This is a genomic window from Streptomyces sp. 7R007 (assembly GCF_054850255.1).
Map to the genome: position 1 here is coordinate 228,208 of NZ_JBTWMV010000012.1, position 13,467 is coordinate 241,674.

General features: G+C 69.8%; 12 protein-coding genes. 8 read left to right on the forward strand and 4 right to left on the reverse strand.

Annotated features, from left to right (window positions below; translation table 11 throughout):
* Window positions 1–7: 7 nt before the first annotated feature.
* Window positions 8–2,779 (reverse strand): penicillin acylase family protein, encoded by a 2,772-nt coding sequence (locus ACYF6T_RS18630; protein ID WP_461697784.1) that lies wholly within the window; start codon window positions 2,777–2,779, stop codon window positions 8–10.
* 239 nt (window positions 2,780–3,018) lie between these two features.
* Between ACYF6T_RS18630 and ACYF6T_RS18635 the strand changes: the two genes are divergently transcribed.
* The 6 genes from ACYF6T_RS18635 (at window position 3,019) to mscL (ending at window position 8,793) form a co-directional block, all read left to right on the forward strand.
* Window positions 3,019–4,554 (forward strand): potassium/proton antiporter, encoded by a 1,536-nt coding sequence (locus ACYF6T_RS18635; protein ID WP_461697821.1) that lies wholly within the window; start codon window positions 3,019–3,021, stop codon window positions 4,552–4,554.
* Between the two features lie 332 nt (window positions 4,555–4,886).
* Complete coding sequence (locus ACYF6T_RS18640) at window positions 4,887–6,179, forward strand: MFS transporter (protein ID WP_461697786.1); 1,293 nt, start codon at window positions 4,887–4,889, stop codon at window positions 6,177–6,179.
* Window positions 6,180–6,246: 67 nt separating this feature from the next.
* On the forward strand, window positions 6,247–6,543 hold the full coding sequence (locus tag ACYF6T_RS18645) for an FmdB family zinc ribbon protein (protein ID WP_461697787.1): 297 nt from the start codon (window positions 6,247–6,249) through the stop codon (window positions 6,541–6,543).
* A 76-nt stretch (window positions 6,544–6,619) separates the two neighbouring features.
* Window positions 6,620–7,462, forward strand: a complete 843-nt coding sequence (locus ACYF6T_RS18650) for an S-methyl-5'-thioadenosine phosphorylase (protein ID WP_461697789.1) — start codon at window positions 6,620–6,622, stop codon at window positions 7,460–7,462.
* 155 nt (window positions 7,463–7,617) lie between these two features.
* Window positions 7,618–8,178: an RcpC/CpaB family pilus assembly protein gene (locus ACYF6T_RS18655; RefSeq protein WP_461697791.1), complete on the forward strand. Its 561-nt coding sequence runs from the start codon at window positions 7,618–7,620 to the stop codon at window positions 8,176–8,178.
* A gap of 138 nt (window positions 8,179–8,316) precedes the next feature.
* Window positions 8,317–8,793, forward strand: coding sequence for a large conductance mechanosensitive channel protein MscL (mscL, locus tag ACYF6T_RS18660; RefSeq protein WP_461697792.1), 477 nt, complete (start codon window positions 8,317–8,319; stop codon window positions 8,791–8,793).
* Window positions 8,794–8,836: 43 nt separating this feature from the next.
* On the opposite strand, the gene ACYF6T_RS18665 is transcribed toward mscL, so the two are convergent.
* Genes ACYF6T_RS18665 through pflB form a run of 3 tightly spaced genes read right to left on the reverse strand, consistent with a single transcriptional unit; the run spans window position 8,837 to window position 12,203 of the window.
* Window positions 8,837–9,019 (reverse strand): hypothetical protein, encoded by a 183-nt coding sequence (locus ACYF6T_RS18665; protein WP_461697793.1) that lies wholly within the window; start codon window positions 9,017–9,019, stop codon window positions 8,837–8,839.
* A gap of 43 nt (window positions 9,020–9,062) precedes the next feature.
* Window positions 9,063–9,890: a pyruvate formate-lyase-activating protein gene (gene pflA, locus ACYF6T_RS18670; protein WP_461697794.1), complete on the reverse strand. Its 828-nt coding sequence runs from the start codon at window positions 9,888–9,890 to the stop codon at window positions 9,063–9,065.
* 12 nt (window positions 9,891–9,902) lie between these two features.
* Complete coding sequence (pflB, locus tag ACYF6T_RS18675; protein WP_461697796.1) at window positions 9,903–12,203, reverse strand: formate C-acetyltransferase; 2,301 nt, start codon at window positions 12,201–12,203, stop codon at window positions 9,903–9,905.
* On the opposite strand from pflB, the gene ACYF6T_RS18680 reads away from it, so the two are divergent.
* Together ACYF6T_RS18680 and ACYF6T_RS18685 are read left to right on the forward strand one after the other, a co-directional pair.
* Complete coding sequence (locus tag ACYF6T_RS18680) at window positions 12,202–12,342, forward strand: hypothetical protein (RefSeq protein ID WP_461697798.1); 141 nt, start codon at window positions 12,202–12,204, stop codon at window positions 12,340–12,342. The two genes, pflB and ACYF6T_RS18680, sit on opposite strands and share 2 nt — an antisense overlap.
* Window positions 12,343–12,431: 89 nt before the next feature.
* Window positions 12,432–13,467 (forward strand): low temperature requirement protein A (locus ACYF6T_RS18685; protein WP_461697800.1); only part of this gene is annotated, 1,036 nt, incomplete at its 3' end.

The window sequence follows — 13,467 nt, forward strand, 5'->3', positions numbered from 1 at the left end:
CAGCGGCTCACGGCTTCAGCACCAGCGTGTCGCTCGTGCTGTCGTCGACGGCCTTCTCCGAGAAGCTCCAGTCGAGCAGTTCGCCCTTGGCCCACTTGCTCGTCTGGTCGGTGTAGTGCGCACTGTAGGCGTGTCCGGAGGCTCCGGTGAGGTTGATCCACTTCGACTTGTCGAGGTCGCCGAGGTTGACCACCATCCGCATCGAGGGCACCCACACGACGCCGTAGCCGCCGGCGGCGTTCCACCCGGTGGCGTTGACCGTGGCCTCGCCGCCGCTGAGCTTCCAGGGGCCGCGGTTGAGGATGTACTGCAGGAAGCCGGGGCCGTCCGTGCCGAGGGTCTGGTTCTTCAGGAACAGGCGGTGCAGCCGGCCCCAGCTCCAGGTGTCGATGTCCTTGCCGAGCTTGGCCGTCAGCTCCCAGCGGGCGTCGATCATGGCGCGCTTGAACAGCTCGTCGCGGTTGTCCGCCGCGGGCCGGGTGCCGGACCTGGGCGTCTTCCACCAGTCGCTGTTCTCGTCGTTCATGAGGTTGCGCACGACCTCGAACCAGCGGTCGCCGCCGTCCGGCTGCGCCTGGTCGGCGTCGCGCTGGCCGCACTCGCGGACCTTCTGGGTCTCGTCGACCGGCCCCGTGGTGTTGACCGGGTCGACCCACAGGCACTGGCCCTTGACCCGCAGCTCCTTGGGCAGTTTGTTGCCGAAGGCGAGCTTGAGGATGTTGCGCCAGACCGCGTTGAAGTAGGCGGCCGCGGCCGAGTCCGCGTCCTGGGTGTAGTCCCAGCCCTCCAGGAGCTTCTGCGCGTTGCGGACGTCCTTGTCGTCGATGTCGATCTTCAGCAGCTTGGGCACGAGCAGCTTGGCGATCTCGCTGCTGTTGTCCAGCTGCATCTGGCGCATGTCGTCGGTGGAGATCTTCCCGCCGCCCTTGATCTTCGACTCGATCAGGTCGGTGATGCGCTGGCTCCGGGTGCCGTAACCCCAGTCCGTGGTGAGCGTGTAGGGGTACTTGTCCTCGTCGATCACGGCCTGGTTGGCGGTGACGATGTAGCCGCGCTTCGGGTTGTACTCATAGGGCAGCGCGTCCTGCGGGATGTAGCCGGTCCACTTGTACTTGGAGTCCCAGCCCGGCGCCGGGATGGAGCCGTCGTCGCCCTTCGCGCGCGTGGGGATCTTCCCGGGCAGCGTGTAGCCGATGTTGTTGTCGGTGTCGGCGTAGACGAGGTTCTGCGAGGGCACGTCGAACTGGGCGGCCGCGGCGCGGAAGTCGGTCCAGTTCGACGCCTTGTCCATCGCGAACACGGCGTCCATGGAGGTGCCCGGGTCGAGGGCGGTCCAGCGCAGGGCGATGCCGTAGCCGTCGCCGCGGTCGGGCGCCGCGGTGTCGACGGTGGCCTTCTTGCCGACCTTCACGAGCTCGTCGTCGCGGTCGGACAGCAGGGGCATCCCGTCGGCGGTCTCCCGGACGATGATCTTCTTGGAGGCGCCGCCGGCGACCTTGATGGTCTCCTCGCGCGTGATGAACGGCTTGACCTTGCCGTCGTACAGGTAGCCGTCGCCGCTGACCTTCTCCAGGTAGAGGTCGGTGACGTCGACGCCCGAGTTGGTCATGCCCCAGGCGATGTTCTGGTTGTGGCCGATGATCACACCGGGCATTCCGGCGAAGGTGTAGCCCGTGACGTCGTACTGGCACTTGCTGGAGACGGTCCGGCAGTGCAGGCCCATCTGGTACCAGACGGACGGCAGCGAGGCCGACAGGTGCGGGTCGTTGGCCAGCAGGGGCTTGCCGGTGATGGTGTACTTGCCGGCCACCACCCAGGAGTTGGAGCCGATGCCCTGGCCGTTCACGCCGACGGCCGTGGGGACGTCGTCCAGGACGTTGTACAGGCCCGCCAGCTGGCTCTGCAGGGCGGAGGTCCCGCTCGACGAGGACGAGGCCGACGAGGACGTGCCCGTCCCGCTCGTGGACGTCCCGCTGGAGGACGTGCCGGAGCTCTGCTCGAACGTCTGGGTGAGCTCGTCGTACTGGCCCTCCTGGACGATCGTCTGGTTGCGGCTGTACGGGTAGTCCGGGTAGAGGTCCTTGATCTGCTTGGGGCCGAGCCGGCTGGTCATCAGAGCGCGGTCGATCTCGTCCTGCATGTTGCCGCGCAGGTCCCACGCCATCGCCTTCAGCCACGAGATCGAGTCGACCGGGGTCCACTTCTCGGGCTTGTAGTCGTTGGTGAAGCCCAGGGCCGCGTACTCCAGGGAGATGTCCTTGCCGTCCTTGCCCTCAAGGTAGGCGTTGACTCCCTTGGCGTACGCCTGGAGGTACTTCTTCGTGGAGGCCGAGAGCTTGGTGTCGTACTCCTGCTTGGCCACCCGGTCCCAGCCCAGGGTGCGCAGGAACTCGTCGTTCTTGACCTGGCTCTTGCCGAACATCTCCGACAGGCGCCCGGCGGTCATGTGCCGGCGCACGTCCATCTCGTAGAACCGGTCCTGCGCCTGGACGTAGCCCTGCGCCATGAACAGGTCCTCGTCGGAGGACGCGTAGATCTGCGGGATGCCGTTGCCGTCGCGCTTGACGTCGACGGGCCCCGACAGGCCCTCCAGCGAGATCGACCCCTTCGTCTGCGGGAAGGAGGCCCGGACGGTGCTGATGGACCAGTACGCCCCGTACGCGATGCCTCCGACGATGGCCAGCACGAGCACGAGGACGATCAGGCGGGCTCTGCGCCCCTTCTTCCTGCCGGACTTGCCGGGCTGCTGACCCGTTGAGGCGGTGGTGTTGGGGGGCATCGCTGTCCTTGCTGTCCTAACGCGAGCGGCAGGCGGGCTGTGACTTCGAATGAGCGCTGGAGCAACCATAGGCGCAGGGCCTGACAGCACTTGACGCGGAGTCGGGAACCAGCGCCGGCGGACGTTCGATCTTGCCTCCCTCAGCGTCAAGAAATCGTCAAGACTTAGGTAAGGTAACGAAGTACTTGGATGCGAGGTTCCCGGACTTCGTGTCCCATGTACGTGAGCTCCCGCGCGGGATGTGCGCGAGCCAGCGAAGGGAACGGCCGCTGACTGTCCACCACCTCAACCAGCTTCTGCTCGTCTGCTCGCTCGTCCTGCTCGTCGCCGTGGCAGCGGTCCGGATCTCCTCGCGCAGCGGGCTCCCCAGCCTGCTCGTGTACCTGGGGATCGGCATCCTCATGGGCCAGGACGGGATCGGTGACATCCACTTCGACAACGCCGAGATGACCCAGGTCATCGGGTACGCCGCCCTGGTCGTGATCCTCGCCGAGGGCGGTCTGGGCACCAAGTGGAAGGAGATCAGGCCGGTCCTTCCGGCCGCCTCCGTGCTGGCGCTGGTCGGGGTCGCGGTGAGCGTCGGGGTCACGGCGGCGGGGGCGCACTACCTCACGGGGCTGGAGTGGCGGCAGGCGTTCATCATCGGGGCGGTCGTCTCCTCGACGGACGCGGCGGCGGTCTTCTCGGTGCTGCGGAAGATCCCCCTCCCCGCGCGCGTGACGGGCACGCTGGAGGCCGAGTCCGGCTTCAACGACGCCCCCGTGGTCATCCTGGTCGTCGCCTTCTCCACGGCGGGACCGGTGGAGCACTGGTACGTGCTGGTGGCGGAGATAGCGCTGGAGCTGGCCATCGGAGCGGCCATCGGCCTGGCGGTCGGCTGGCTCGGCGCCTGGGGCCTGCGGCACGTCGCACTGCCGGCCTCCGGCCTCTACCCCATCGCCGTCATGGCGATCGCCGTCACGGCGTACGCGGGGGGCGCGCTGGCGCACGGCAGCGGCTTCCTGGGCGTCTACCTCGCCGCGATGGTGATGGGCAACGCCAAGCTGCCGCACTGGCCCGCCACGCGCGGGTTCGCCGACGGGCTGGGCTGGATCGCCCAGATCGGCATGTTCGTCCTGCTCGGCCTGCTGGTCACCCCGCACGAGCTCGGCGACGACGTCTGGCCGGCGCTCGTCATCGGTCTGGTGCTCACCATGGTCGCGCGCCCCCTGAGCGTGGTGCTGTGCCTGACGCCGTTCCGGGTGGCCTGGCAGGAGCAGAGCCTGATGTCCTGGGCGGGGCTGCGCGGCGCCGTGCCCATCATCCTGGCGACCATCCCCATGGTGAACGGCGTCGACGGCAGCCGCCGCATCTTCAACATCGTCTTCGTGCTGGTCGTCGTCTACACGCTCATCCAGGGGCCGACGCTGCCGTGGCTGGCGCGCACCTTGCGGCTGGGCGACAGCGGTGAGGCGGCCGACCTCGGCATCGAGTCGGCGCCCCTGGAGCGGCTGCGCGGGCATCTGCTGTCCGTCGCGATCCCCGAGGGGTCGAAGATGCACGGCGTCGAGATCAACGAGCTGCGGCTGCCGGCCGGGGCCGCGGTCACGCTGGTCGTGCGTGAGGGAAAATCGTTTGTTCCCATGCCCACGACGGTGCTGCGGCGCGGGGACGAGTTGCTCGTCGTCGCCACGGATCCGGTCCGGGACGCGGCGGAGCGACGGCTGCGGGCCGTGGGTCACGGGGGCAAGCTGGCCGGATGGCTGGGGACGGACGGCGCGAACCCGGCACCGTGAGGGCGCGCGTGAGGGCGCCCGCTACGGCGCCCCCTTCCGTTAACGGCGCGTTTCGTGGGATTAAGGGCGCGTTTCGTACGGTTCACGCCCCCGGCAATCGCAGGTTAACGCCCTTATGGTGCCGCTTTTCACAGGCGTAGCAGGCGTCGCTCCCTGTACGATGAAGGCACTTCCTGATCGAACCAACTCTGCCTGACGCAGAGCTGGCGCGACCGTATGGCGGCCGGGACGCTCCTCGACGTGAGCGCCGGCATCTACCGCAGTCCGCGCAAGAGGACAGCTCTCGGTGCCCCCGCACGGGCGCGCTACCAGGCGGCAGAAAGGCACGGGCCGTGGCGTCCACGGTCACCAACAAGCCGTCGAAGGACTCGCCGGCAACCTCCCGCCCGGGATACGGGCATCTGCTGCGCACGCGCGGCGCCTGGACGTTCCTGCTCCCCGGCTTCGCGGCGCGTCAGCCGTTCGCGATGCTCACCCTCTCCATCGTGCTGCTCGTGCAGCACACCACCGGCTCGTACGGTGCGGCGGGCGCCGCCGCGGCCGTCACCGGCGTCTCCATGGCGCTGTTCGCGCCGTACAGCGGCCGCCTCGCCGACCGGTACGGGCAGCGCGCGGTGTTGGTCCCGGGCGTGCTGGTGCACGCCCTGTCGGGCCTGGGCCTCACGGCGCTCGCGCTCGCCCACGCGCCCCTGTGGGCGCTGTTCGCGGCGGCCGTGCCGACGGGCGCCTCCGTACCGCAGATCGGCCCCATGGTGCGCGCCCGCTGGGGTGTGAAGCTCCAGGACTCGCCCCTGATGGCCACCGCGGCGGCCTTCGAGTCCGTCACGGACGAGCTGACCTTCGTGGTCGGCCCGTTGCTCGCCACCGCCCTGTGCACCGCCGTGGCCCCGGCCGCCGGCCTGGTGACGGAGGCCGGGCTCACCCTGATCGGCGGTCTGCTGTTCGCGGCGCAGAAGGGCACGCAGCCCGTTGTCACCGGCGTCGGGCACGCACGCGTGGAGCACGCTTCCGCGCTGCGCGTCCCCGGTGTGCGCGTGCTGATCGTGGCCTTCCTGGGCATCGGCTCCGTCTTCGGCGGCATGCAGGTCTCGCTGGCGGCGTTCAGCGAGTCGATCGGCGAGCCCGGCCTGAACGGCGTGCTCTACGGGGTCTTCGCCGCGGGCAACATGCTGTCCGGCATCGTCTGCGGCGCGATCGCCTGGAAGGTGGCCCCGCAGCGGCGCCTCCTCGTCGCCTACGGCGCGCTCGCTCTGGCGGCCTCCGGCCTGTGGAGCGCGCACTCCGTGCTGGTGCTCGCCGGGCTCGGCCTCCTGGTCGGCATGTGCATCGCGCCCGCGCTGATCACCGGCTACACGCTGGTCGAGGGCCTGGTCCCGTCCGGCGCGCGCACCGAGGCGTTCACCTGGCTGACGGGCGCGGTCGCGCTCGGTCAGGCGGCCGCCGTCACCGTCGCCGGGCAGCTGGAGGACCGCTTCTGGGACGGTGCCGGGTTCCTGGTCCCGATGGGCGGCACGCTGCTCGCCCTGACGACCCTCCTCGCCCTGCGTTCGAGGCTGGCCGGCCGGCCCCGGAGCGTGACGGTCGCACGTGGCGTCGGTCACCGCGTACCGCTGGCAGTGGACTGATTCCCGGGAATACGTCACTATGGACCTTCGTTAGCACTCATTGAGTGAGAGTGCCAGGAGGAAGACAGTGCCGACCTACCAGTACCAGTGCACCGAGTGCGGCGAGGGCCTTGAGGCGGTGCAGAAGTTCACCGACGACGCCCTGACCGAGTGCCCCAGCTGCGGTGGCCGCCTGAAGAAGGTGTTCTCCGCCGTCGGCATTGTCTTCAAGGGCTCGGGCTTCTACCGCAACGACAGCCGCGGCTCCTCGTCGAGCAGCTCGCCGGCGTCGTCGAAGCCCTCGACGTCCTCCTCGTCCTCTTCGACGTCCTCGGACTCGAAGTCGTCGAGCACCAGCTCCACCTCCAGCAGCTCCGCCGCGTAGGCCCACTCCTTACGGGACCCTGTCGTCGTCCGACGGCGGGGTCTTCGGCGTTCGCACCGGCGGCTAGGGTGCGGGCATGGCGAATCAGGCGAACGCCGAGATCGGCGTGATCGGCGGCTCCGGCTTCTACTCCTTCCTCGACGACGTGACCGAGGTCCAGGTGGAGACCCCCTACGGGCCGCCCAGCGACTCCCTCTTCCTCGGCGAGGTCGCCGGCCGGCGGGTCGCCTTCCTGCCCCGGCACGGCCGCGGCCACCACCTGCCCCCGCACCGGATCAACTACCGGGCCAATCTGTGGGCGCTGCGGTCGGTCGGCGTGCGCCAGGTTCTCGGGCCGTGCGCGGTGGGCGGTCTGCGCCCCGAGTACGGGCCGGGCACGCTGCTGGTGCCGGATCAGCTGGTCGACCGTACGAAGTCCAGGGCGGGGTCGTACTTCGACGGACTGCCGCTGCCCGACGGGACCGTGCCGAACGTCGTGCACGTGTCCCTGGCCGATCCCTACTGCCCCGTCGGCCGCACCGCCGCGCTGAAGGCCGCGCGCGGCCGGGACTGGGAGCCGGTGGACGGCGGCACGCTCGTCGTGGTCGAGGGGCCGCGCTTCTCGACCCGTGCCGAATCGTTGTGGCACCAGGCACAGGGCTGGTCCGTGGTCGGCATGACCGGCCACCCCGAGGCGGCGCTCGCCCGTGAACTCGAACTCTGCTACACGTCCATGACGCTGGTCACCGACCTCGACGCGGGTGCCGAGACCGGCGAGGGCGTCTCGCACGACGAGGTGCTGCGGGTGTTCGCGGCGAACGTGGACCGGCTGCGGGGCGTGCTGTTCGACGCGGTGGCCGCGCTGCCCACGACCGAGGAGCGGGACTGCCTGTGCGTGAACGCGCTCGGCGGGATGAATCCGGGGTTCGAGCTGCCGTAGCGCGGGGCGGCGGGGGTGTCCGGGATGCGGAACGTCCCGTTCGGGTGAGGGAGTTGTCCACAACCCGTCGGTGATCCACCGGTCTCGGCAGGAATCGGCGCGAAGCCTCATCGTGGGCTCGCAAGCCGAACTCTCGTCGCAGGTGGTGATCCCGCATGACCGTCCCTCCCCCTCCCCCGCTCTTCCCGTCCCCGTCGTCGCCGCGCCCACCCGGCGCCGAGATTCCCGCCACGTGCCAGGTGCCGCACTTCGCTCCCGTGCGGGTGCGCGGCGGCCGCTGTCAACTGGCCCGGCTGGTACGGCACCGCAGGCGAGCCCTGGCAGCCGGCCTCGCCGTGACGGCGGCGGCGCTGGTCGCAGCCGGGCCGGGGGATTCCGACCGTGCCCGCGGGCATCCGGTGGCGGATCGCGTACGGCAGCACCGTGCCGTCCAGTGGGTGTCGGCGCCGGTACGCATCGCCGACGCCGCGACGGTCCGGCTGCTGCGGCCCGGCGACCGGGTGGACGTCATCGCCGCCCAGGAGACGCCGACGGGCGGTGACGCCCGCGTGGTGGCGCGGGGCGCACGCGTGACGAAGGTGCCGGAGCCGTTGGGCGGCACGATGGACGGCGCGAGCGAGAACGGCGCGCTGGTCGTGCTCTCCGTCCCCCGTGCGACAGCGGCTCGCCTCGCCGGTGCGAGCGCGACGGCTCGGCTGGCGGTGACGCTGTGCTGAACACGGTCTTGCGCATGGTGCGCGGCTTTCTCTCCACCACGTCGTTCGAGCCACCCGGTTGGACAGGGGGGCAGCGTGTTGACGTAGGTTGCGGAGCTGTTTGTTCCACAGCCTGTGCGTGCGAGGAGAGGCCCCGCGGTGAGCGAGAAGAAGGAACCGAGTGTCTGGCAGGGCTTCAAGGCCTTCCTGATGCGCGGGAACGTCGTCGACCTGGCGGTAGCGGTGGTCATCGGCGCCGCCTTCACCAACATCGTGAACTCGGTGGTGAAGGGGATCATCAACCCGCTCGTCGGCGCGATCGGCACGAAGAACCTCGACGGCTACACGTACTGCCTGAAGGACCCGTGCGTGGTGAACGCGGACGGGACGGTGAAGACCGGCGTTCCGATCATGTGGGGCTCGGTCCTGGGTGCCACGCTCACCTTCGTGATCACCGCGGCTGTCGTCTACTTCCTGATGGTGCTGCCGATGTCGAAGTACCTGGCGCGGCTGGAGGCCCGCCGGAAGGCGCGGGAGGGCACGCACGAGGTCATCGAGGTGACCGAGCTGGAGGTGCTGAAGGAGATCCGCGACGCGCTCGTCGCGCAGCGCGGGTCCGCGCGCGACGAGCGGTAGGAAAAGCGCTGCGCCGCCTGTGGCGGGCGGCGGTCAGGGCGGCTCAGAGGTGGTGCGGCGGCTTCTCGTCGAGGAAGCGCTTCAGGTCGGCCGCGCTGTCGTGCGCGGCAGCGGGCCGCTCGCCCCACCCGCGGTCCGTGTCGTCCGAGGACTGCTGGTCCAGCGGGTCGTCGAAGATCAGCGCGGGCTTCGGCTCGCGCGGTTCGGGGCCTGGGGCGGTGCTCATGTCTCCAGGGTACGGCCCCGGGGGCGCACGCCGGCCCGGTCGTTCAGACGGCGAGCAGCCCGTGGGAGGCGAAGACGCTCCTGGCCAGGGCGGTCTGCTCGGCGGTCGGGGCGGGTGTGTCGTGGAGCACGAAGCGGCGACCGAGAGCCTGCCACTTGGCCTCGCCGAGCTTGTGGAAGGGCAGGACGTCGACGCGGGTGACGTTGCCGAGGGAGGCGGCGAAGGCGGCGACGCCCTCGATGTTGGCCGGGGCGTCGGTGAGCCCGGGCACGAGGACGAAGCGGACGTGGACCTCCTGGCCGAGGCCGGCGAGGCGGCGGGCGAAGTCGAGGGTGGGCTGCAGCGGACGGCCGGTGACCTTGCGGTAGGTGGCGCGGTCCCAGGACTTGATGTCGAGCAGCACCAGGTCGGTGTCCCGCAGCAAGGCGTCCGTGGCGCGGACGCCGAGAAAGCCCGAGGTGTCGAGGGCGGTGTGCAGTCCCAGTTCGTGCTTGAAGCGGTGCAGCAGCTCGCCGGTGAAGGCGGGTTGGAGCAGGGGCTCTCCCCCGCTGATGGTGGCGCCGCCGCCGGAGGCCGCGATGAAGCGCGTGTACTTGCCGGCCTCGGCGAGGACCTCGTCGGCCGTGGTGCGCTTGCCGTCGCGCATCCTCCAGGTGTCGGGGTTGTGGCAGTACAGGCAGGTCAGCGGGCAGCCGGACAGGAAGGTGACGAAGCGGGTGCCGGGGCCGTCGACACCGGTCGACAGGTCCCACGAGTGGACCGAGCCGACCACCGGACGCCCGGTAGCCGCGGCGGCCGGGGTGGCGGCCGCGAAAGCGGGCCGGCGGCCCGGCGCCGCCAGGGGCGGCGCCGGAGGAAGAAGCGTGGTCATCGTCCTCGTCCCTTACAGCGCACCGTGGAAGGTGCGGTTGATGACGTCGAGTTGCTGCTCGCGCGTGAGGCGGACGAAGTTGACCGCGTAGCCGGAGACCCGGATGGTCAGCTGCGGGTACTTCTCGGGGTGCTCCATCGCGTCCTCGAGGGTCGCCCGGTCCAGGACGTTGACGTTCATGTGGAAGCCGTCGCTGGTCATGAAGCCGTCCAGGACGCCGGACAGGTTGGCGACGCGCTCCTCGGGGGTGCGGCCCAGGGCGTCCGGGGTGATGGTGTTGGTCAGCGAGATGCCGTCCTCCGCGTCGTCGTACGGCAGCTTGGCGACGGAGAGCGCCGAGGCGATGTAGCCGTGCTCGTCACGCCCGTTCATGGGGTTGGCGCCGGGGGCGAACGGGGTGCCCGCGCGGCGGCCGTCGGGCGTGTTGCCGGTCTTCTTGCCGTAGACGACGTTCGAGGTGATGGTCAGGACCGACTGGGTGTGCACCGCGTCGCGGTACGTCGGGTGCCGGCGGACCTTCTCCATGAAGTCGTGGACGATCCAGCGGGCCAGCGAGTCGGCCCGGTCGTCGTTGTTGCCGTACGCCGGGTAGTCGCCCTCGACGACGTAGTCGACGGCGAGGCCGCTGGCGTCGCGGACGACCTTCACGCGTGCGTGCTTGATGGCGGACAGCGAGTCGGCGGCGACCGACAGGCCGGCTATGCCGCACGCCATGGTGCGCAGGATCGCCCGGTCGTGCAGGGCCATCTCCAGGCGCTCGTAGGCGTACTTGTCGTGCATGTAGTGGATGACGTTGAGGGCGTGGACGTAGGTCTTCGCCAGCCAGCCGAGCATCTCGTCGTAGCGGGCGAGGACGAGGTCGTAGTCGAGGTACTCGTCGGTGATCGGCTCGAAGCCCTCGACGACCGTCTTGCCGGTCTTCTCGTCGCGGCCGCCGTTGATGGCGTACAGCAGGGCCTTGGCGACGTTGACGCGGGCGCCGAAGAACTGCATCTGCTTGCCCATGGCCATGGCGGAGACACAGCAGGCGATGGCGGTGTCGTCGCCGTACTTGGGGCGCATGAGCTCGTCGGACTCGAACTGAAGGGCGCTGGTGTCGATGGCGACCTGGGAGGCGTACTTCTTGAAGGCCTCCGGCAGGCGCGGGGACCAGAAGACGGTGAGGTTGGGCTCGGGGGCGGGGCCGAGGTTGTAGAGGGTGTTGAGGGCGCGGAAGGTGGTGCGGGTGACCAGCGGGCGCCCGTCGGCACCGATGCCGCCCATGGACCAGGTGACCCAGGTGGGGTCGCCGGAGTAGAGCTCGTTGTACTCGGGGGTGCGCAGGAAGCGCACGATGCGCAGCTTGATGACGAAGTCGTCGACGAGTTCCTGGGCCTCGGACTCGGTGAGCAGACCGGCCTCGATGTCCCGCTGGAGGTAGATGTCGAGGAAGGCGTCGATGCGGCCGATCGACATGGCGGCGCCGTTCTGCTCCTTGACGGCGGCGAGGTAGGCGAAGTACAGCCACTGGACGGCCTCGCGGCCGGTGCGGGCGGGGCCGGAGATGTCGTAGCCGTAGGAGAGAGCCATGGCCCGGAGTTCATGGAGGGCGCGGATCTGCTCGGCCGTTTCCTCGCGTTCCTGGATCACCTCCGCACTCGGCCAGAGGACTTCGACTGCGCTTTTATCCGCTCGCTTGGCGGCGATGAGCCGGTCGACGCCGTAGAGGGCGACGCGGCGGTAGTCGCCGATGATGCGGCCGCGGCCGTAGGCGTCGGGCAGGCCGGTGATGATGCCGGAGGAGCGGCAGGCGCGGATCTCGGGGGTGTAGGCGTCGAAGACCCCGTCGTTGTGGGTCTTGCGGAGCTTGGTGTAGATCTCCCGGACGGCGGGGTCGGCCTCGTACCCGTAGGCGTTGAGGGCACCCTCGACCATGCGCCAGCCGCCGTTGGGCATGATGGCGCGCTTGAGCGGGGCGTCGGTCTGCAGGCCGACGATCAGGTCCAGGTCGCGGTCGACGTAGCCGGGCGCGAAGGCGTCGATGCGGGACGGGGTGTGGACATCGACGTCGTAGACGCCGCGCTCGATCTCGGTGGGGAACATCGCCAGGAGCTTGTTCCAGACCTTGGTGGTGCGCTCGGTGGGGCCGGCGAGGAAGGAGCCGTCGCCCTCGTACGGGGTGTAGTTGCGCTGGACGAAGTCACGGACGTCGATGGCGTCGCGCCAGAGCCCGCCCCGGAACCCCGCCCAGGCGTCCTCCGGCGTCGACGGTTGGGGCGCCGCCGGCGGCGCGGTGGGAGTGACGGTGGTGGTTTCCGCAGGAGTGGCAGTCATGGCCCGCACCTTCCGCATCGCTTCGTCGGTATGGGTCCATTGCACGTCGGCGGGGACGCGCGTGGGCGGCGCATTGGTCCTCGATCAGGGGCCGAAGGTCCTATCGATAATCGATCAGAACGCCACCGGTGGCCACTGACCTGGCCTTTCCGTCGGGAATCCGGACCCCCGCCCACTTGTGAATCGCTTCACAAGAAATTCGCCGGGTTATCTGGTGTGCTTGGACGCATGACGAGCAGCCCGACTCCGCGGCCGGCCCACTCCGGCGCGAACACCAGCGGCAGGCCGCTGCGCAGGCTGACGGCCCGTGGCCGGGACGAGGCGCACCGCGTCGCCTCCCCGCTGGAGCTCTTCTTCGACCTGTGCTTCGTCGTCGCCATCGCCCAGGCGGGCGTGCAACTGGTGCACGCCGTCACCCACGGGCACGCGGGCGAGGGGATCCTCAACTACGCGATGGTCTTCTTCGCCATCTGGTGGGCGTGGATGAACTTCACCTGGTTCGCCTCCGCCTACGACAACGACGACGTGCTCTACCGGGTCGTCACCCTGGTGCAGGTCGCCGGCGTGCTCGTGCTGGCGGCCGGGGTCTCCCGGGCCTTCGACGACCACGAGTTCCTGGCCGTCTGGCTGGGCTACCTGATCATGCGGCTGGCCATGGTCTCGCAGTGGATACGGGCCGCCCTGTCGAGCGAGGGCGCCGAGAAGACGGTGGCGCTGCGGTACGCCGGTGGCGTACTGGTGTGCCAGGTCGGCTGGCTCGGGCTGCTGTTCCTGCCGGAGGGCGCGCGGCCGTGGGTCTTCCTGGTGATGGCGGTGCTGGAGATGTGCGTGCCGCCGTTCGCCGAACGGGGCCACCCCACGTCCTGGCATCCGCACCACATCTCCGAGCGGTACGGCCTGTTCACGATCATCGTGCTCGGCGAGACCATCGCGGCGGCCACCGTCGCCGTGAAGTCGGGCATCGACGAGAACGACGCCCTGACCGACCTGCTGCCCATCGCCGCGGGCGGACTGCTGATCATCTTCGCCGCCTGGTGGATCTACTTCGTCGTGCCCATCCACGGCCACCTGCGCACCAACCGGCAGGCTTTCCTGTGGGGCTACGGCCACTACCTGATCTTCGCCTCGGCGGCGGCGATCGGTGCGGGGCTGGAGGTGGCGGTGGAGCAGGCGATCGGCAAGGCGCACATCTCGACCCTGTCCGCCTCCGCGGCGGTGACGCTGCCGACGGCGCTGTATCTGCTCACCGTCTGGGCACTGCACT

Coding starts and splice junctions, on each gene's coding strand:
- ACYF6T_RS18630 (WP_461697784.1), bottom strand. CDS start 2,779: ATGCCCCCCAACACCACCGCCTCAACGGGTCAGCAGCCCGGCAAGTCC.
- ACYF6T_RS18635 (WP_461697821.1), top strand. CDS start 3,019: ATGTGCGCGAGCCAGCGAAGGGAACGGCCGCTGACTGTCCACCACCTC.
- ACYF6T_RS18650 (WP_461697789.1), top strand. CDS start 6,620: ATGGCGAATCAGGCGAACGCCGAGATCGGCGTGATCGGCGGCTCCGGC.
- ACYF6T_RS18655 (WP_461697791.1), top strand. CDS start 7,618: ATGACCGTCCCTCCCCCTCCCCCGCTCTTCCCGTCCCCGTCGTCGCCG.
- ACYF6T_RS18665 (WP_461697793.1), bottom strand. CDS start 9,019: ATGAGCACCGCCCCAGGCCCCGAACCGCGCGAGCCGAAGCCCGCGCTG.
- pflA (WP_461697794.1), bottom strand. CDS start 9,890: ATGACCACGCTTCTTCCTCCGGCGCCGCCCCTGGCGGCGCCGGGCCGC.
- ACYF6T_RS18680 (WP_461697798.1), top strand. CDS start 12,202: ATGGCCCGCACCTTCCGCATCGCTTCGTCGGTATGGGTCCATTGCACG.
- pflB (WP_461697796.1), bottom strand. CDS start 12,203: ATGACTGCCACTCCTGCGGAAACCACCACCGTCACTCCCACCGCGCCG.